This window comes from Nitrospirota bacterium, assembly GCA_016195565.1.
GTDB lineage: Bacteria > Nitrospirota > Thermodesulfovibrionia > Thermodesulfovibrionales > UBA1546 > UBA1546.
In genome coordinates this window covers 52,557-72,903 of record JACPZK010000004.1, presented here as the reverse complement: position 1 = coordinate 72,903, position 20,347 = coordinate 52,557, and the positions used below count along the sequence as shown (strand labels likewise).

Below are 20,347 nucleotides of genomic sequence, written 5' to 3'. Positions count from 1 at the left end.
TCCTCCTTTATATAACTTGTCGGTGCTGCTTTGTTGCCGGTTGGGGATTACAATAGGGGCATCCACTAAGCGAAGTTAAACGATCTCGATATAAGAGGTCCCCACAATTTCCGAACTTCATGTTTATAGGTAATAGCGGTGTGTGAGGCGAAGTTCTTGGACTACTATCCCCATCAACTCTTAAACAAGCATCGAAGACCTCGTCGTCAACGCCACACGCTCCCTTCCATGCAACTTCATGATAGTTAAATGTTGACCAGCCACAAGGCGTGCTCCATGTAGAGTAGCCTATAGAAATTACCTCGTTAAGTCCAAATCCAGATCCCATTCTGGACTGCCATAAGTCACATCCAAGTATATTCGAAAATGTTGAAACGATTGTCGCACAATCAGTGCAATTTACATACTTTCCGAGTCCTGAACCGCCCTTAAGTCGCTCAAGAAATTCGGTACAGTTAAATTTAGGAGATGAATAATGTGTTCCACCACCGCCAGGGCAGTCATACTCAACAATGGATGGGCCGAGTGCATTCACCCTTTCTGTAACCTTTCCTGCTGCAGTATCTCTGTCCTTTGCACCAATAGCCCATATGCAGGAATAATCTATTACCTCAGTCCATGGAAGCTGGTCATTGGCAGCATTATAAGGTGTTTGTTTCCACGGATCTTTTGGGGTCTCTAACAACACATATATTTTATGCCTTGTGGTATCTATATCTATCCATGGACTGTGACAATTTAAACGGTATTGCCATTTCCATGTTGTATAATGGATACCAACTCCAACATCCCATAGTTTTGGGTTCTTGAGTTCGAAGGTAACAAAACCAGAATCTCCACCGGCACCAAAGGTAACCAGCTTCTTCTTTACTTCACCTAAAACATTTCCGAATATAGCAATGAGTATTTTGATAATCCATCCAATACACCCGCTGGGTGTAACAGTTGGATCTATTGCCCTGATCTCAGCCTGCTCTATGCCTTCGTCTGCGTGAAACCTCGCCTGAATAGTTATAGTATTTCCTTGCGTCTCCTTTATTGCATAAGCAGCGAGAGAGTCTTCAGCCTTTGTGCTTATTCCCTGCACCCATTCAGGCACATTGATAAATTGCGTTTTGTTTTTACGGATATTAACCGCATCATTGGCAGCAGAATTTGGATCGTGGTTGAACTTGATAGCATCAATGATTACACTCATATTATACCCCTTTATTTAGCGGTCTCTGATTTCATACGTTTAAGTATCTTTTCATCTATCACTCCCTTTTCAATTGCCTGTTTCAGAAGAAGATCCTCTATAGCACCCCCTTCATCTATCAGGAATTTTTTTCGTTCATTTTTCACTTCAATATTACCCTTGTAAACAGCAAGATGGGCAGGGATAGCTGGAACTTTTGTCTGGTTATCTACAATGATTCCTTTGTAACCGAGGATTGAAGGGATAACAGTGGCCTTTTCAAATTTCTCGTTTACCTTTGCAGTGGCGATTAAGGTTTTTAATCGCTCTATTGCAGCTTTATCTTCTAATAGATAAGTCGGATCAGGACGGCCTGAGAAAAGCAGTATCGTCACCTTTAAACCCTTTTTTTCACCCATCCCTTTTTCTTGTGCTTCACTGGTAATGCCTGATAGGATCACAACTGATATTGTTATGATCGACATAGCTATACAGAAAAGTCTTTTTGATCGCAATAAAATAGACACGTTTCTACCTCCATTTAAATATTTTGCATTAGTTAATATTTTCATGACCTTGGCCCTGAGCAGCATCCGAACAGGAGCAGAAATAGCCGCAAAAGTCGGTATATTCCCCCCTATCTGCTGTTTCAGGATTGGCAACGGGATTGCCGGAATTATCGTGGTCGGTTGCCGGCGTCCCCCCGGGCTTGTGAGACCACATTCCGCCACCATCCAGACGATACCAATGATAATCCCAACCAGGTGCTATAACAAGAGCCAATTTATCCTTATTGCAGGGACAAATTCCTGAGGCTGGCAAAGGTTTAAGGCCATCGGCAATGGCGGCATTATATACGTCTTTACATGTATCACATGGACCCCACTCCCAAGGCTTATCTCCGCATCTATCATGCCAAACAGCTCCTGCTGCCCTTCCAGGCTGGGCAAATGTGTCTGTTCTTTTGTTGTTGGAATAGTTATAGCAATTGTTATGAAGCTCAACAAATCCCCCGTCGTTCCAATAGGCCGGGCTGTATGGTGGTATACTGCAAGCCACTTTCGATCCTTGACCGACTTGAACAGGGGTAGAAGGCGGGCTGGTACATTGACCTAATGATTGTGTCACAGTGATTGATTCTCCGCCAACTACAGGGCGGGTCAAGTTTATCGTGGTTCCGCCCCCATCTCCAATAAGATTCCCATTGGCATAAACACGAATACGGGCATCCGGGGCAGTACCTGATACAGTAATGGAATCATCTCCTGCACAGATTGAAGGTATCATCGGAGCCGGTAGCTCACGGCATGGTTTTACAGTTGTCGGATCCGATGGATTGCTTTTTACATTGCACAACTGTTGGTCAGCGGTAAGGCTGTCTCCTGCCGCAGGTTGAGGATTTAACCTGAATATCTGGCTTCCCCCAGAACAGTAGTGTCCGGCAATTTGCAATGCCCCGTTATAAACTTTCGTCATAGCGCCATTGACTATATTATCCACCGTAGCGTATTTCCCTCCTTCATAAACATCCCTTACCGTGGGAGTTGGAAGCGATGCAGGGGCTGCTTGCACAGTTTCCAAGTCTGATTGAGGTCCTCTAATCAGGCATAATGTTTCAGCAGCATAGACTCCTTGATTTTTGACAAAAGGAGGGTTCACAAAAAGCCATTGCCCGGCTCCGCATCCGTTTACATCGCCAACAAGATTTCCATCCGCAAATACCTCAAGAAGTCCACCCGGTGCCAAATTATTAACACCTATAGCCCCACCGCAGTCGTATAACGGGGTCTCAAGTTTTGGTTTTGGAAGTCCTTCAGGATGGGTTTTAAAAAGGGATTCAACCACTACACCGTCAGATAGCTGGCTCGTTACACCGCTTACTGTCTGAGTAGCAGTGATAACTTGCCCAACAACCAAAGCAGGGTTAACCGAGAATCTCTGCCCCCATGGTGCATCTGAGACACCACCCCCAATGCGTGCACCGTTAGCATAGATGTCGATTGTAGCTCCTGGTACAAAGCCTTGAACTGACACAGCAGTTGCACATTCGTAGAGCGGAGGAATGACCGTGGGAGGAGACAATATGGATTTTCTATCATCAGGTTTTGGTGGTTCTGGCTTACAAAAAGGAGGGCAACAGCCACCTATGTAGAAAATCAGAATACTCAATAATACTAAAAGATACCACTTATAAAATATTTTTGATTTCATTTCTTCCTCCTACCCTCCCGTGTATCTTTAATACCGGGGCAGGCAATGCCTGCCCCGGTATCGCTTTAAACCTAACCAAGACTATCCACTGCCTCTGATACCTCCATGACCTGCTCAAAGCTCACGACATTCACCTTTTACTATCTTGGTAGACCGTTATGCGCCTTGGCATCGGGCAGAATTGCGGAAAAGACCTTTTCTGCCTTCATGCTGGCTCCAGCCTTGAATTCCATCTTGGGATTGTCCGTAAGCGGCACAAGCATCAGCTCGTTGTTCGAGCGAAAGCCGAGGAAAAAGAGATTTAATGAAGGAACTCTTACAAGGAAATAGGATGAGTAATCGAGCCCTGTCACTTTTGAGCTCTCCATTAGCGTACTTGAAACCAGTTTCACGAAGTTGAAACCGCCGAATGACACGGCCTGCCAGCTTTCCTTAGTCTTTGAGAGGGTTATTGATGACCTCACCTGACCTTTTACAAGCACCGGATAAATTACCTGGCTTGTTGCCGTTAACAATTCATCAGGTCTGCTGCCCGGCTCGTATTTTTTCAACTTGTCGAGCCGCACCATGAAGTCCTGTACGGGGGCGCCGAGGGTTGCAGAGCGCACCTCTTCAGGAGATTCAAAACCCATCTGCCTGTAGTTCTCCTTTGTGACAAGCTGGCTGAAGGTCTCCAGAGACCTTTGTGCCACGGGTTGTATCTCCTTAATAGGCACTTTTGTCTCCTGCGCGCTCGCCTGTGAGGCCATTAAAAATAGAGCAATAAGTAAGGATATCAAGATTCGCATCTTATTTACCTCCTGTGTATGTTACGTCATAGTAATCGTCCCAGTGCGTATGGTCCGTTGGGTCGGCGTTATAAAAGTCATAAGTGATTATACGCTCGTCCCCGACGCACGGCGCCCACGGGTCCATGATAACTACATAGTTTGTCCCTGCCAATGTGAGATAGCCTTTGGCAACCATCATGTGCCCTCCACCGCCCAGCCAACCCCATGAGAAGGCGAACGGCTTCTTCTTGCAGTAAGATTCGTTAGAAATCTGTTCCCTCAACTGGTCCCAGGTAAGCGGCGCACTGGCAGTTGTTTTGAATGTGAACCCGTATTTGTCAAACTCCGGCCAGCCACCGACTACACAACCGTGTGGGGTGGCCTCCGTTGGTGGCGGGCACAGATCGATATTGCAGCAATCGTTGCGGCCGAAACGATTATTGGCCTCAGTGCATTGAGAGACATTATGGCCAAGATAATCCATTACCATCTGCCCGCTTGCTGCCCAGCACCAATTCTGAGTTTCCTGAGGATGAAGCGTTACAGGCAGAGACCCGATCACGGCTGGCTTGCATGTACACCCCACCATGCCTATTAGAAAACTGGAAAACACTAAGAATAGCGATAACCGCTTTAACATATTAATCTCCTTTCTATTTTGATTGGTAATAAACTAAAAGGGGACCATGACTCTATTCATTTTTATACCCTTATTTACCCTCCTTTCCCTGCCTGCCATGACCGGCTAACGTTTAGAGTGCTTGAGAAGGGCTAAGCCTTTGGGTGTTAAACTCAAGCACTCTGTTATCTGCCGTTGGGGCACTATTTTGTTAGACTCCTCTTCACGCTCTTCAGGTTCAAGTGCAATATTGTCCGGCACTTTGTGGCATTTGGGAATCATATTCACATGCAAGAACCGATGTGTCTTGACACCACTGAGATGGTCGCGCCACACCTTTAGCCTTCCAATATAGAGGGCATGCTGCACGGCACTCACTCATGCGCTCGCATTTTCGGCATTCATCCGGGATGTCGATCTTGACAAAATCCGAGACTATTGAATCCATTCGGCGATAAATCTCCTTAAGATCTTTGACATCCTGAATACGAAGCGCTTCATCTTTTGCAGAGGTACAGACAGAACAAGGGCGCAGAGTCCCGTCAGCATCCGCCACAATGGAAACCCTTCCAGCTGAGCATACGGATGGATTGCTAATTATACGTTTGTCCTTTAGGCATATCGGTAAAGGCGTTATGAAGGAAAAACTGATTCGTTTAGTGAGCGCGTACAATGTAAGATGTTCTGCAATATCAACAACTGTGGGATACTGCATCATAACAGCCCAGTTGTGACCAGCACATTCGGGAAGAGTATTACCGATGTTCATTTTGGGGACACCAAGGTGATCAAGAAAATCGATAAGAGAATACATTTCTCTCACAGAGGCCTTAGTCATCGTGCTATTTGTGATAAAACGAACCCCAAAATCACGCGCATTCTCGATAGCTTTAACAGTTCGTTTGAATGCCCCTCTACAACCGACCCTCTTGTCATGAATCTCCGATGAAGCACCTTCAATTGAAAATTGAAAGTTCCATAGGTTGAATTTCATCACCTTTTTCATAAAGCTCACATCGGCAAGGCGCTGACCATTTGTCAAAATGGTCACTGGGAAGCCGGCATCTGATACAATTTCAACCATAGTTAGGAACTTTGGATGAAGCGTGGGTTCTCCACCGGAAAGGGTGATATTGAATGGCATGTTTTCAGGGAGAGAATTTCGCAACATTTTTACGATACATTCCATTGTCCCAATTGACATATCGGCCCCTCTCGATGCGCACATCACATTAGATGCATCAAAACAGAACTCGCATCGTTGATTGCATCTATGTGTCAAAATTACAGTGAGCTTGTTTGGTACTGACGCTGTCAACAATGAGTCGACCACTATCGCCCCCTGATCACTATTTCCATAGGATCTATTCCGATATCCTCAATCTTGCATGTATCACAATCGCACGTGTCACAGCAGTACCCGCAAGGCCCATCCACATCGCAGTCACATGCCACCTCAGGCCCTTTGCCAAGCTTCAGGATAGCTTTTGATAATTCCACACCACTTGGCAGCTTGACGACTTGGCTTAACATGGGCGTTATGTCCACTTCCACATTATGCAAAGATTCGGGTAGCTTAGCGCTAAGGGCTATTTTTTCGCACGCTGGCGCGATACTTTTAAGCATGCGTTCTGGCACGGCATGAAAAGAAGTTGATTCTACCTCAATTTCCTTTCCCGATAGCTCAAAAACTAAGAGAAAGGGATAAGAACCAAAAATGTTTTCAGTAAGCAAGAATTTTCTACCGGCACTCTCGTATACCATTCCTCCATCAAAGCGGTGGAGAACTTTTAATGGATTAACTTCAACCCGCTTTCCCGGTGAAGCCGATACTTTTGCATCTAACCGCGTTGTCCATTTTGTCCGATAAACGTTCTTGGGAGATGTCCATTTCTTTTTCTGTATATCTTTTTGCATGTTGCCCTCCTTTGAAATCAAATTGATTCAGATTACTTCATGACACAGCAAAAAAGCGCCATAACGGAATAAATTTATCACCTCCTCCCTCTCTGCCCCCAATTGCAACAACGGTTCGAATGTTTGAGAAGGGCGTAGCCTTTGAGTTAAACTCAAGCACTCTGTTATCTGCCGGTTCGGGCAGTTTCTTATTAATGGTCGCTGTTCCTATTTTTTGGCTCATAGTCGATTAATCGCCCTTTTAAATTGTCTTTAGTTCAAGTAACCGCAGTCTGGATCTGTTGAATATAAATCTCCACTCAAATAAGACTTGGCCCTGCATCCAGCGCTGCATTTTACTTTGAAGTGTGCGCAATGGAAACATTGCCCAATCTGATTTAAACGAAGGGAGCGCATAGTCTGCATGCATCGAGCCGTTTTCCATTCTTTAAGAAAGTTACCATTCCAGACTGCGTCGGACTTGAAGTCCGTCCCCGAAAATAAGGGACAAGGCGCTAATGTACCCTCTGCAGTCAAAAGCACGCCCACAGTTCCTGCGGAACATGATATCGCCCTGTCCTCTATCTGAACATAAGTATAAGGTTCCTGATAACTCCACATGAAGTTGACCCCCAATTGTAAGTCTGCGAATTTTGATTGGTATTGTAATCTGATTTCGGACAGGAGCGGCTCTTTTTCAATTAATTCATTCCGGCTGAGAAAATCACCTTCATTTCGGGCAGCCCTACCACTGAACACGGGCAGCCGTACAATCCAGGCCGTAGCGCCTCTCTCTATTGCCAAAGTTGCAATCTCTTTGAGAGAATCTATGTTGAATCTGGATATAGTAGTCTGGATTATAACAGGGACTTTTTGTTCTACTAAAAGATCCAGTCCTCGAAGACATTTATCAAAGGTTCCCCTTCGACCTCTAAATTGTTCGTATGCTGATTTATTGCCTGCGTCTAGGCTTAAATTTACTTCATTGATCATTTCTCCCATCCATGCAACGCTCTGTTCGTCTATCAAAGTTCCGTTAGTGGCTAATACAAGATTTGTCGCCAGGGGACGAAGCCATCCGATAATCGTCCGCAAGTCTTTCCGCATCAAAGGTTCACCGCCCGATATCGCAATGCTTCTCAGTTTTGTTGAACTTAGCTCATTTACGACAGAACGCATCTGTTCCATGCTCGGCTCATAATCTCTACTGCCTGATTCGTTATAACAATGACGACAGTAAAGATTGCATCGCTTGGTAACTTCCCAGTATAAATCCAATGGTGCGGATAGTGCCGGAATAGGAGAGGATTCCTTATTTTCTGACGGGTCTTTCCAAAGGCTTTCACCGGAATCCCAATCTTTTATATTCGAGACCATCCTGCGAAATTTTTTGATGTCGTTTTTGACTAAAGGCATATTTGATACATCGAATTTTGATTTGATGTGATTGATTATTTCATCTTCCGACCAGCCGTTGGCAATCCCATAGGTTATTTCAAACCCTGTGTGATTAAGAAACTTTACTTTTGTTCCTTCTCGCTCCGCTAATACTCCACCGAACGGCTCGCGGCGTAACAATAATGATTCCATTCTCAAAATCCTCCTATTTGTCTAAAAGGGGATCTGGAATCAGGCCCCTCTCAGACCTCTGCAACTACTCGCTTAAGATCGTAATGTCCGGCGTCTCTGCTTTTAAAGTTGACAGACCTTTTGGAGTTCTTATTTTCCCGCTATAGAGGACAGTAACGGTAACCGGTAATTGACATTCACAATCACACGAACACTTATTAGCTCTGTCGTACTTTGCAATTTTGTACGTCGGTTTTTCACCTTTAGGCATGAATATCACCTCCTTTCATCCATATTCATAAGGCAGTCACATAGCCTGCATCTCCTGCCATATCATCATCTACGGTTCATCTTTCTTGATATAGGTAGTTGTCGCAATGCTATCCGGATCACCCATCTGGGGAGTTGATGAAGTCATAGTTGCTGTATTGTATTGATACGATTCTGATAATGATACATAACCGTTGCTATCGTAGTCCGACCCAACGGCTGTACCACATGGAGTTATCATACGCAAACCATTTGGCAATGTGTAATTAAATTCTGCATGTAAAATACCATCGCAGGTGGATGGAGCGTCATAAGAGTTTTGAGCGCAGGTCGAAGAGGTGAGGGCCACAGTTTTATTACCCGCAGTATTCATATTATCTACCATTCCTCCAGAGTGACATGTCATGACAGCAACCGAACGCTTCTTATAATTTGACACATTATTAATATATGTGCTCAGTTCCGTATCAGTAACTGTCTCTCCTGTATTACTGATAGACATAGAGAGGTTGCAGGAACCCGGCCCGGAACCTCCCCCATGACCCATCCACCATACGTACAGATAATCCTTACTCGTAACCTTACCATTCAGGGTATTGAATATAGACTGGATATTGGCCTTATTGACAGCCATATTTGTAATTGTATGACCAAACTGAGTGGTAGAATTGTAGGCAGCATGTGCAGTAGCAAAATCAGTCCCATTTCCATAAAGGACATATATCTTGTCGTCTTTGAAGCCGTTCTCTCTTAATATTTTGTATTGTAAAATTAAATCGTACCACCATTCGGAATGAATAGCTGTATCATCGGCAGTTACCTCATTTGTACTGATAAGTACTGCGTATTTTTGGGCACACCCTACAGAAAAAACAAAAAATAGACCTATTATGCCAAGCATAAAGTTTCTCATCAACCTATCCATGACATGCCTCCTTTCTCAAGATTAGTTATTTCTTTTCCAGATTTCCAGGGTAAATCATAAAAGCCTTTTTTAATTGCCTGTCTGTATACCACAGATACTTGCCATCGTATGCCAGTCCTACGGGGTCTCTTCCCTCGATATCTCTGATAAACATGCGAGAACGGAGCATCTCATGCTCTTTTTCAAGGATTTTCCTTTTATCAATCTTGGATGGTAAATTTTCTCCGTTATAGCAGATGCTCCAGATATATTTTCCATCTGATGCAATTCCCCGAGGGTTACATTCGGCAAAAATGCTCTTTACAATCCGACCACTTTCTGTATCTATTTGATTAAAGGAACTCGAAAATCCAGCGTAAATGGCTGTCCAGAGATGCTTCCCATCCCAGGTCATACCCTCAAAGGATTTAAAACCTTTTTCCTTAGAAATCTCCATCGGTATGGTTTTCACGATTTGGCCGCTCTGAGGATCGAGTGCATGAATTTTCATGGTTTCTTCATCGGCAACCCATATAGATTTTCCATCGAAGGCTAAACCTTTAGGCTTTTTCAGATCTACAGCGAATGTTTGAAGAATAGCGCCTGAACGGGGATCCAAACGATAAACCTTTTTTGTCTCTCCATCTACAACCCAGAGGTGTTTCCCATCCCATGTAATACCTTGCGGCTTTAGCCCCGGCAGTGGAATAGAAAATTCCTCAACTGTTGTCTTAGTAACTGCATAAGAGAAATCTGCTCTCGCTAAAAGTAAGATTCCACATGCCAAAAGCAAGAATAGTAATTTCACTTTAGCAAAATGCTTTCTTGGAATTATAATCTCCATATTACCCTCCTTTTTGTTGCTGTTTAAATTTTAAATCTCTCCATTACGCCTTAAACTCCCCCGTATCCACCCACTCCTTCTTCAATACTGACCAGAAGTCTTCGGCAAGGCCTTTAAGGATATATTCATAAGGCAGCCAGCCGTAGCCGGCGTCTCCCCATCCCATGCCCCAGGAGTTTCTTATGAGAAGCGCTCCAGTTGTCTCCACTCCACACAGTCCTGTGTTTTTAATCTTCATCTTATCGTCATAGCCGACTGCAACAATGGCATGCCCGCCCTCTATCTTTTCCCCTTTGCATGGATATGGGATTTTTCCTGTCGTGCCTGCCTGTGCAATTGAACTATACACTGTAAAACCAAACATGGAGGGGTGGCCTGCTGCAAGTAGGTTTTTATACGGTTTAATAAGAGATCCTTTGGTGTTGCAGGTGGGTCATGCCTGTAATATTTTACGGTCTGGTAGTTTTGTGCAAAGGCGTAGCAGAATGCAGGCGGTTCATTATCAAAATCAGCTATCTTATAAGGCCAGTATTCTTCTGGCGGGACTCCAAACAAAACCAGTGCGCCCATTGTGCTTCTTAGAAATGCACCCGTATCACCTGTCCAGTGAAGAAGGTTCCTTGTTGCTTTATACAGGAAAAGTCGTGAGGCATCAATATATCTGCCGAATGCCCTCTTCTCATAATATTCCACCATACCGACCCCTGCATTGGCAGTGCAGGAACCAAGAGAGCCCTGATCCTCTACAGGCGAGCACCATGCCCTTAGATCCGCAGATGAGGGGAGGCTTATGGCCTTTTTTGTAACCCCTGTTGCTGTAATAATCTTACTAACATTTTCATGCTCCTCTGTATAATCCCGAAAATCAGGATAATCAGGGAGCCATCCCATGCCTCGCCTTTCATCAGCGTTTCTCATATCTTCCTCCATTAAGCTAACCTTTATAAGCTTATTTATTGTCAAGAATCTCATGTACCCTTAAAATAAGGGTTGATATCCTTTCTTATAGCATATCCTGAGATTCATCGTCACCTGTCAAAAATGACAGGTGCTTTTTTTGACATTCCTTTCCCTGCCTATCAAATCAGATTACCGTTTCAGGATTGGCGAAGTCGGCAAATTGGCTTTGCATTCAGGGGAAAGTTCACTTTCATGTTGTTTGAGACATTGTAAGATCTGACCACCCCCGGGCTTGACATCTTTGCAGAATTTCGACATATCATTTTTACACGTTTCAGAAAAAGCCTGCATCTTCTGTTTTGTTGCAGCAATGTTTTCCTTGCAGCCGGGTGATAATTCGTTTGCATGTTCCTTTAAACATTTCGCTATGCCTTCTCCGCCCGGCTGGACGTCTTTGCAGAACTTTGCCACATCATCCGCGCAGGGCCGCTCCTTGTTTTCTGCAAATACACCCGTCCCAGCCAACAGACTCAAACAAAGCACGGCAATGATAACAGCAAACCATTTGATGCTGGTGCGAGATAATCCCGTCATTTTTTTCATACCATTTCTCCTTTCTATGGCCTCTTTAGTGTGATGTGAATTGTATCCTCTACCCATGGATAAATAAGTCCGTATCCATTCGTTGTTCTCTTGGTCACACCCAAACGAAACTGATAGGCACATGTGGGCATCTTTGCTGGGGTGTAAGTTGTTGTGTCATAATTGACAGTAAACGTCCCACCGTTCCACTGCCTGCTGGGACCTATATGGTTTGAATAGTTATCTGCTCCATTAGCAGGGATAGGGGATACAGCGTTGTTATGCCCATACATGGCATTGAGCACATACTCCCTGAGATGGCCTTTGCTGTCACTGGCCTCAAATTCTATACTCAGCGCCCCCGATGTGAAATCTACTATGTCGCAGACTTTTTTAATGGCCCCGTTATATTTAATACCAGTCTCAGCGTTTATCTTTGATACAGGCGGAGAGTTATCTATCCTCAGCTTCAAGGTGCCATAGCTTGGGTCAATTAATAGTGCAACAGAAGGTACTAACGTGGTATGTGATACATTCCACTTAAATCCCTGTATCCTTAAAGTATACAGCCCGTCCAATACCTTTGTTGTATCCCATTTTGCGATAAGGTCAGGAAATATCCATGGCTGTCCTGGGTTTTCAACATAAGGCATCTTATACACATTTGTTTGACCGCCCTCAGTAAATGGCCCCATGGCTATAGTTATCCAGTTTCCACCGCTCGGATCAAACTCGTAGTAGCTGTTGTAAAGCGGATCGGAAATATCGGTAAAGGTGACACCATCGGATGAATACTGTATCTTATAACGAACAGTGTCAGTAAACTGACCGAACCATCCCGCGATATCGAGGGTAGACCCAAACGGTGAATTTGCATCCCTGCTGTTTGGCGCTGCTGGATCGATATCAGGATAGGCATAGCCGCTGGCTCCTGCTCCAACAGTGTGAATGGTGTTAACCCCGATAACCCCTACTCTTGTAAAGACGAATAGAGTGTCATAAGGTCTTCCTGAAGGTGTAGGGATAATAGATATACAATCTTCTGCTTCTAATGTGACAGAAAGGATATCTCCAATGTTCCATCTTGTCTGCGCGGCTGGATTTTCATTGTAGATAATCTTATCGACTCCATCTATTTTTTGGATTACCTTAAAGATAATATCCGGACGATTACCAGGAATAGATATATCATAAGGCCATGTAAAGGTTATATTGAATACACCATTTAAATCCGTTAATCCTTCTGTCAAAAAGTCGCTTTTATATCCTGCGGTAACTTTGTCTATCTCGTAGACTTTCACCCTTGCATATGGAACACTCAGCTTTGTGACTTTGTTTATAACCTTTCCTTGGATATTGAATGTAGCCATGTTAACCCCCCTTTTTTGTCTATTTTATTAAGAGATGTTATCTACTTACATATCTTCCAGATGTACTTAAGGTCATCCTTCAATACCTCTGCCGGGATAGGCTGCAATATAGTTTCAGTAGCTCCTATTCCTTTAAAGAAATGCCTTTGGTATCCGACTATTCCTAATTCTGGCATGTCTTCTTTTTCATTTAATGAGACAACCTTCACAACACCGAATTTTGCTGGAAGCTTATATCTGCGCACATCTATCTCTGACAAATCATTAGGGCTCAGCTTATCGTGGATACATTTGAGGGGCTTCTCGTTATCATCAAAAAATGCCACCATAAACCTGAGATTTTTTGCTGTTGGATTAATGATATGGAGGACAGTTCTTGCTTCATCCCTCATATCAAATGTCCCTATCAAATAAGGACTCAAGACCCCACCGGATGGAGTAAATGCCATAGGCTTTTCTTTCTCCACAGTTGCCACAAATGAGATACCCCCAATAATCTTGTTGTCTAACTTAAGAGAAATATCCACATTCTGCTTTATCTGTGTTGCAGAAATGGGCTGTTGTGGCGGAGTAAATGTTAATGTAAGCAATTTAAACTCCCCTGCCTTTAGCACAAATTTTCTGTAGTCTTTGACTCCTTCTATCGCAAACCTCCAGTTCTCAGGTATACCCTTAATAATTAATTCAGCGCCTGCATCTTTATTTTCAGGATTTTTAACAAGAAACTTCATTGAATAAGATTTGCCAAAAACGGTTTGGACATTTGTGAAATTGTTCCTGGCCTTGTTGTTTGTTGTATCAGAGTCTCCGGGATACTCTATTTTTACCCAAACACAAAAGTGGTCAAAGTCTCCTACTGTGTAACCACCCCATATCCCTCCATTGTTTTCAGATAGATCCCTCAAGTCCCATTCAACTTCTATCGTCTTCTCTGCATCTGGAGTACCAGATTGAGTTAGATTAACGCCTGTCACAACAGCGATCTCTTTGAAATCAGAGTATGAGGACCATCCCCAAGCTCCATAGGGTGCGTAAGCAAATCTCACCGTGACGTTGTTCGCTGCAGTTGTGCCCAGGTTTCTGACTTTTGCAAAGAGCCTGTTCTTAATCCCTTTTGAGGGCTCACCCACTTCATTAGGTATTCCGTTTCCATTATTATCTACCCAGATATCCGTTGTCTGCCAAGGCGGTGGTGTTCCTGGAGGAGTGCCCCAATCATTAATAGAGGGATCTGAGGCAGCGTACCCTAAAGAAACAAAAAGAAGAGATAATACAAAAAACATCATCAGTATTAGAACTGCATTTCTCAGTTTATAGAGTCTCATTATACTTCCTCCTTATACTATAAAATTTGTTTTACTTGTTATCGTCGGTTGCTCTAAACCCTTTACTTCCCGTATTCATCACCCCCTTCACACTTGGAGAGCAGGCGTTTCAATGCCGAATTAAATGGGATGTAATTCTCTGCGTTACCCATATCCGTATTCATAAGCTGTCCGATTATAAAAGTCTCTTTCAAGAATCTCATGTACCCTTAAAATAAGGGTTGATATCCTTTCTTATAGCATATCCTGAGATTCATTGTCGCCTGTCAAAAAAGACAGGTGCTTTTTTTGACATTCCTTTCCCTTGTATTAATGTTAAGTTAAGCCGTTTTTTCTTTATAAGCAAGAGGCACGCCAAAAGAAATAGTATCCTTTAAGTATTTGATTTTAAATTAGAATATTGTGATAGGCGCCTTAACCTTAAAGGGGCTTTTGTATGGATTTTCATGCAGTAGAGATTAAGAGAATCGAATAAAAGATAGTCCTTTAACAGGAAATTTTAAGGATAATCCATATGTTATGTATGGATTATCCTAATGTATGGATTATTCTACATCTCAAAAACATTCTTTACTTTTACGTACATAAATAAAGAATCACAAAGGAAAGGAGTAGGGGGGGGATAATACGGGATGCCTAAAAAGTAAAAAAAGACAGAAAGACGTTTAAGGATGAACAGCGGAAAGCTTGCAGCTCTATAGGCGGAGGCGCCTCTTCATCATTCCTCTATTAAGTACCAAAGTTAAACGTTCTCCGCCATTTCCCATACGCCGCATGGGCATATTCCTGCGCAGAAACCGCAGCCTATGCAGAGGTTATCGTCAACAATATATTCGTACGAGCCGTCTTTATGTTCAACCCTGCTTATTGCCTGCCAGTAGCATGTTGCCTCGCACATGCGGCAATCACGGCATGTAGCGCAGGACATGCACCTCTCTGCTTCCTTCTCAATCGGGAAATCTCCCCGGCAGGCATCGTAGTATTCTGTTTTTATTCTCTCGTAGGCTATCGGCTGTTTTATTTCCGGCCACCGTGGGGCATGCATTATCTGGTAGTTTATGTAGTCTGCCGCAAGCCTGCCATGGCCAATGGCGTGTGTCACAAGGCCAAGGCCTGTCACATCGCCTATGGCAAAGACCTTTACGTCTGATGTCTGGTAGTTCTCATTCACAGGAATCCACCCCTTTTCTGTATGCACAGATTGCGGAAGGAAATCCAATTGCGGCATATCTCCAATTGCCATCACAACAAAGTCTGCATCAATAGATGAACCATCCTTGAAAAAAAGCTTCCTGTCTTTTTTATCATATCTGTCTGTAAGCTTGGGCCAGAGCGCCTGAGTTCCTTTTGCCATTGCTATCCGCATCTCTTCGCCGAACGCGGCGGGTTTCTGGATATCAACAGCAACTACTGATTCGGCGCCACTGTTGTAAGCCTCTGAAGCTACATCCATTCCGACATTGCCAGCGCCTATAACAACAACCTTCTTGCCTTTAAGTTCAGGTTTTTCCCCAAGGTTTATGTCTTTGAGGAAATCATAGGCTGACACCGTATCCTCTGAGCCTGGGAATGAAATCTTTCTCGGCTGGTGTGCTCCGCATGCCAGGGCAACAACCTCATGACCCTTATAGATTTCGTTGAATTTATTTTTATCAACCTTTGTATTCAGATGCAGGTTCACTCCAAGCTCTTTAAACCTTGATATTTCTTTTTCAAGTATCTCATGAGGAAGTCTCTCTCTCGGAATGCAGAGTTCAATCTTGCCGCCGAGCTTTCCTGTTGACTCATAGAGGTCGACAGTATGCCCTTTCAACGCAAGCTGCCATGCAGCGCTCATTCCGGCAGGGCCGCCGCCTATAACAGCAATTTTATGCCCTGTCGGAGCTGCTTTTTCAGGGACAGGCAGGTCAAGCGACAATTCTCCGAGTTTGTCTACTGCCAGAGGCTTATCAAGCCTTGCCCGTGTGCATGCCTGCATGCAGAGGTTAGGGCATATCTCGCCGCAGACAGTTGCCGGCAGGGGACTGTATTGCAATACAAGCTCAAGCGCCTCCTTAAGTTTGCCCTGCCTGATTAATGAAGCCCTTTTGTGCGAGGGAATATGTGTAGGGCATGCATAAGCGCATGGAGGAGCAAACTTTTCATTGGCCCATATCGGCGTGTTACGCCTGTCAGTTCCCGTAGTAATGTACGGCAATAAAGAGAGTTCATGATTCAGGTATTCCGCAAATATACCGCCGCTGCCGACTTCTTTATCCCACATGTTTTTTCTGAAATCAGGAAGGGATACCCTGAGCCATTTTTTGCCGCGTTTTTCCTGCGGTGTATATGCAATAAGTTTTTTCCAGTCATCTGATGACTTTGTAAGTTCATTGTAGTGCGATTGCCTGTCAATTGCCTTAAGGAATGGTTTCATATTTGTTTTTAGCCAGTCCCAGTCCTGAGGGGCCAGGTCCACGAGCTTTACGTCTTTTTCACTGTAGCCATGGATAGTTCCCCTGAAATATATTGTTCCGCCCACCATTCCGACACATGGCCTGTAGCCTATGATATTTTTGGGGTTCCTCGGATTAACACTGCATATTATCGCAATGCCTCCGGCTTTAAATTCTGCAAATGAATCTCCGACATCTCTGAAATACCATGACTGGGGAGGATCGAATCTCGGGTTATGCTTTGTCATGGTGTCGCATCTGGCGCCTCCGCTTCCCTGCACATACAGGGTTCCCTGCGCAGCGGCATTCCATGCGCCGTTAGTTGCATCACCAAGCACGGTTATCTTTGCGCCACAGTTAAGCCATCCCACATCATCGGAGACGCTTCCATTTACAATAATCTCGGTGCCCGGCATTCCCATGCTTCCAAGCCGCTGCCCTACAGGTCCTTCGACAGTTATCTTTACAGTCTCTCCCCTCGGCCAGATCCTGCCGCCTATGCCGTGCTGGCCGTCTGCGATTATGTGTAGTTGCCTTGCGCCATCACGAACAGCCTGCTGTATCTGCTCCTCAAGGATACGTGAAGGAACACGCTTGCCTTTGATAGTGCCGTGTATTTTTATAACTTTTAGTTGAGAGTTTAAGATATTTTTCTTAACTTTTAACTTTTCACTTTTAATTTTTAATTTCTTCTTAGCACGCATAATTTATCCCCAGCCTCTCTGCCATTGCCTTGTCATCCGTGCTTAGGCCGTCTGACATTCCTATTGGAAGCTCCGTACTTCTTCCCATGGGGGCAAAGATCTTTCTTAATTCAACATCTGCCGCCTTGAAAGTCTCTACAACGCGCTCCGCGACTTTGTCGGCGTCAAGCCTCCTGTAAAGTTTCGGATCCTGAGTTGTGATTCCTCGCGGGCATTTGCCTGTGTTGCAGAGGTTGCACCGGTTGTATTCATCCCCAAAACAAGCTGCTGCTGCCTGCATTATGTATTTTCCGATAGAAACAGCAGATGCGCCGAGCATTATAAGCGCTGCCGCATTTGCCGCGAGATTTCCTTTTTTACCCACGCCTCCTGCTGCTATCAGAGGCAGTTCATTTTGTTTCCCCTGTTTTACGAGGTCGAGATAGCATTCCCTTAGATTTGAGGCAATAGGATGCCCCATCTTGTCCATAGACACATTGTATGCTGCGCCTGTTCCTCCGTCTTCTCCGTCGATTGAAAGGGCTGCAGCGTATGGGTTTCTTGCAAGATTATTGAGAACTGCCCTTGCTGTCCTTGTGCCTGAGATTTTCGGATACACCGGCACTCTGAATCCCCATGCCATTGACATGGACTGAATCATCTTTGCGACCGCTTCCTCAATAGAGTACTTTGTCTGGTGTGTGGGAGGCGAAGCAAGATCAATAAACTGGGGAACACCACGAATGCTTGCTATGAGATTCAATACCTTCTGTGCCATCAGAAGCCCGCCGTCACCGGGTTTTGCGCCCTGGCCATATTTAATTTCTATAGCGGCAGGGTCCTCAACCATGTGGGGAAGGGCGTGGATTATCTCATCCCATCCAAAATAACCTGATGCAATCTGGATGATAAAGTATTTAAGATATTTTGATTTCAGCAGTCTCGGCGGCATTCCGCCTTCACCGGAGCACATTACAACAGGCATGCCCTCAACTTCATTGAGGTATGAAACTCCCATTGCAAGGCCTTCCCACATAGGGGGAGAAAGAGCGCCAATTGACATGCTGCCGATCATTATGGGATATATCTCACGCACAGGCGGAATAAATTTTGCGCTGTCCTTGTTTACGGAGAGTTTGTTGTTTTCAATCTTTAATGGAAGCTCCTCAGGAGGAAGTATCCTTCCCAAAAGAGTCCTTACGCGGAATTCATGCCTTCCAGCGTCAAGCGCAGGGTCGGTAAGCATTGAGATTCTTGTGAACTTAAGCCTGTCCAGAGTTGAGATGGCCGGATCGTTTCTCCTTCCGCCTCTCTTGTATCCCTCTCCGCCTTTATTTTTATAGTGGAGGAATTTATTCTGAGGATTAAATTCAGGCTCTATTGCCTCATTGGGGCAAACAAGTGTGCAGGTCCCGCAGCCTGTACAATATCTTTCCATATCAGTTACCTGCTCAACAATCTGGATGACCTTTCTTTCTGCTTTTGGAGAAGGAACAGGACCTTCGGACTGAACATATCTCTGAACTTTTACAGTTGCTTCTATTGCCTTTACAGGGCAGACCGCAGTGCACTGACCGCATCTTTTGCACCTGTCATCACGCCAGCGGATTATGTACGGAAATTCTCTTAAAGAAAGCTTGTGATTGTGGTCAAGCCTTAACCCTGAAGCTGGTTCCATACCTTAACCTCCTCTGCTCCGGGTGCAATAATCACCATATCGTATTTCATAGGGAAGATATCCATGGATTTATCTCTCTTCGGAACAGCCTTGTCCACTCCGCATTCCTCTGACATGAGCGCATATTTCCCCTTAGCGCCTGCAACTACACCCGGACGAAGTTTCTTTGAATCCTGCACCATAAAGCATGTTCCGTCAGGGGTGAATCCGATAACCATATTGGGCCCGTCTATACAAAGAGGCCTCAATGACTGTTTGATAAGCCTGAGCGCTCCGCTGTCTTTTCTGGTTTTCATCTCTGATGCCTTAAGGGGTGTAATCACGTCTTTGTAGTAGATTAAGGGGTAATTCAACTGTCTTGCTGTATAGTGAAGTATATGCGTGAAAACCTCGCTGTCGCTGTTATAGCCTGTATAGCCCGGAAATCCCCTGCTCGTCAGAAACTCTCTGATTGGAACAAATGCAGTATTTTCTCCGTTTGTCATAGAGCAATAACCCTGAATAAAGAATGGGTGGCATGCATAAAGGTATATCTGGTAGTTTGTATTCTGCCTTCCCTGCGCAAATATGATCTTTGCCTTTAAACCGTCTCTGTCAAGCCCGAAGAACTCACCAAGCTCAAGAGGGTCGCCTACTTCTTTTAAGGTAATAACATCAGGATAAAAAGAGAACACAAAGATTGATTCGTCAGACTCGCCAATCTTTCTGAGGGCCAGCCGCGTGTTCATCAAAAGGCCTTCTTTTTCAGAAAAGGATTTATCCTTATACGAAGACGGATAATCATAAACCCGCGCAAAGTAGTAATCCCGAGGGACAATGCCTTTTACCGGTTTTATTTTTGGAGTCCATACATGCTTGAGCCTGAACCCGTTTTTTTTCATGTAATCGTCAAGCGCCTTGATGCCTTTTTTAGAGCAGATGCCTGACATTATCGGGTATTTCTTTAATTCCGTGAACTCAGCGCCGAGGCCTTTAAGCGTAAGTCCAAGCCCTGAGCCGTCGTGCCCTTCTTTCATCGTTTCAAGGGCGAGGATATTCTCCATAGGAGAAAAATATTTATTTGATGTTATCGCAGCCAGCCTGCACATTCCGCATTACCTCAAATCTCATTATT

General features: G+C 44.5%; 17 protein-coding genes and 1 pseudogene. All 18 read right to left on the bottom strand.

Annotated elements, in window-relative coordinates; all coding sequences use genetic code 11:
• Positions 1-7: 7 nt before the first annotated feature.
• Positions 8-1,198 carry a hypothetical protein gene (locus HY035_01155; GenBank protein ID MBI3376997.1) on the bottom strand — a complete coding sequence of 397 codons (1,191 nt, stop codon included), beginning with the start codon at positions 1,196-1,198 and terminating at the stop codon, positions 8-10.
• Positions 1,199-1,209: 11 nt separating this feature from the next.
• Positions 1,210-1,749: a hypothetical protein gene (locus tag HY035_01150; protein MBI3376996.1), complete on the bottom strand. Its 540-nt coding sequence runs from the start codon at positions 1,747-1,749 to the stop codon at positions 1,210-1,212.
• Complete coding sequence (locus tag HY035_01145) at positions 1,733-3,388, bottom strand: hypothetical protein (protein MBI3376995.1); 1,656 nt, start codon at positions 3,386-3,388, stop codon at positions 1,733-1,735. Before HY035_01145 ends, HY035_01150 begins: the two co-directional genes overlap by 17 nt.
• A 140-nt stretch (positions 3,389-3,528) precedes the next feature.
• A complete protein-coding gene (locus HY035_01140; GenBank protein MBI3376994.1) occupies positions 3,529-4,176 on the bottom strand; it encodes a hypothetical protein in 648 nt (215 codons plus the stop codon).
• Position 4,177: 1 nt separating this feature from the next.
• Positions 4,178-4,747: a C39 family peptidase gene (locus HY035_01135; GenBank protein ID MBI3376993.1), complete on the bottom strand. Its 570-nt coding sequence runs from the start codon at positions 4,745-4,747 to the stop codon at positions 4,178-4,180.
• 268 nt (positions 4,748-5,015) lie between these two features.
• The gene (locus tag HY035_01130; protein MBI3376992.1) at positions 5,016-6,110 is read right to left on the bottom strand and encodes a radical SAM protein; all 1,095 of its coding nucleotides are present in this window, start codon (positions 6,108-6,110) and stop codon (positions 5,016-5,018) included.
• Positions 6,110-6,694: a hypothetical protein gene (locus tag HY035_01125; protein ID MBI3376991.1), complete on the bottom strand. Its 585-nt coding sequence runs from the start codon at positions 6,692-6,694 to the stop codon at positions 6,110-6,112. Before HY035_01125 ends, HY035_01130 begins: the two co-directional genes overlap by 1 nt.
• Positions 6,695-6,946: 252 nt before the next feature.
• Entirely contained in the window at positions 6,947-8,263 is a 1,317-nt protein-coding gene (locus HY035_01120; protein ID MBI3376990.1) for a radical SAM protein, read from the bottom strand.
• 319 nt (positions 8,264-8,582) lie between these two features.
• Positions 8,583-9,437 (bottom strand): hypothetical protein, encoded by an 855-nt coding sequence (locus HY035_01115; protein MBI3376989.1) that lies wholly within the window; start codon positions 9,435-9,437, stop codon positions 8,583-8,585.
• A gap of 25 nt (positions 9,438-9,462) precedes the next feature.
• On the bottom strand, positions 9,463-10,260 hold the full coding sequence (locus HY035_01110; GenBank protein ID MBI3376988.1) for a glutaminyl-peptide cyclotransferase: 798 nt from the start codon (positions 10,258-10,260) through the stop codon (positions 9,463-9,465).
• Positions 10,261-10,303: 43 nt separating this feature from the next.
• Positions 10,304-11,178 (bottom strand): annotated as a pseudogene (locus HY035_01105) (cysteine protease).
• A gap of 171 nt (positions 11,179-11,349) precedes the next feature.
• Entirely contained in the window at positions 11,350-11,763 is a 414-nt protein-coding gene (locus HY035_01100) for a hypothetical protein (GenBank protein MBI3376987.1), read from the bottom strand.
• Between the two features lie 14 nt (positions 11,764-11,777).
• Positions 11,778-13,112 carry a hypothetical protein gene (locus HY035_01095; GenBank protein MBI3376986.1) on the bottom strand — a complete coding sequence of 445 codons (1,335 nt, stop codon included), beginning with the start codon at positions 13,110-13,112 and terminating at the stop codon, positions 11,778-11,780.
• 41 nt (positions 13,113-13,153) lie between these two features.
• A complete protein-coding gene (locus HY035_01090; protein MBI3376985.1) occupies positions 13,154-14,437 on the bottom strand; it encodes a hypothetical protein in 1,284 nt (427 codons plus the stop codon).
• 62 nt (positions 14,438-14,499) lie between these two features.
• On the bottom strand, positions 14,500-14,640 hold the full coding sequence (locus tag HY035_01085) for a hypothetical protein (protein ID MBI3376984.1): 141 nt from the start codon (positions 14,638-14,640) through the stop codon (positions 14,500-14,502).
• A gap of 539 nt (positions 14,641-15,179) precedes the next feature.
• Entirely contained in the window at positions 15,180-17,576 is a 2,397-nt protein-coding gene (locus tag HY035_01080; protein ID MBI3376983.1) for an FAD-dependent oxidoreductase, read from the bottom strand.
• Positions 17,566-19,233: a 4Fe-4S binding protein gene (locus HY035_01075; GenBank protein ID MBI3376982.1), complete on the bottom strand. Its 1,668-nt coding sequence runs from the start codon at positions 19,231-19,233 to the stop codon at positions 17,566-17,568. The genes HY035_01080 and HY035_01075 overlap by 11 nt, the downstream gene beginning before the upstream one ends.
• A complete protein-coding gene (locus HY035_01070) occupies positions 19,212-20,321 on the bottom strand; it encodes a glutamate synthase (protein MBI3376981.1) in 1,110 nt (369 codons plus the stop codon). Before HY035_01070 ends, HY035_01075 begins: the two co-directional genes overlap by 22 nt.
• Positions 20,322-20,347 lie beyond the last annotated feature (26 nt).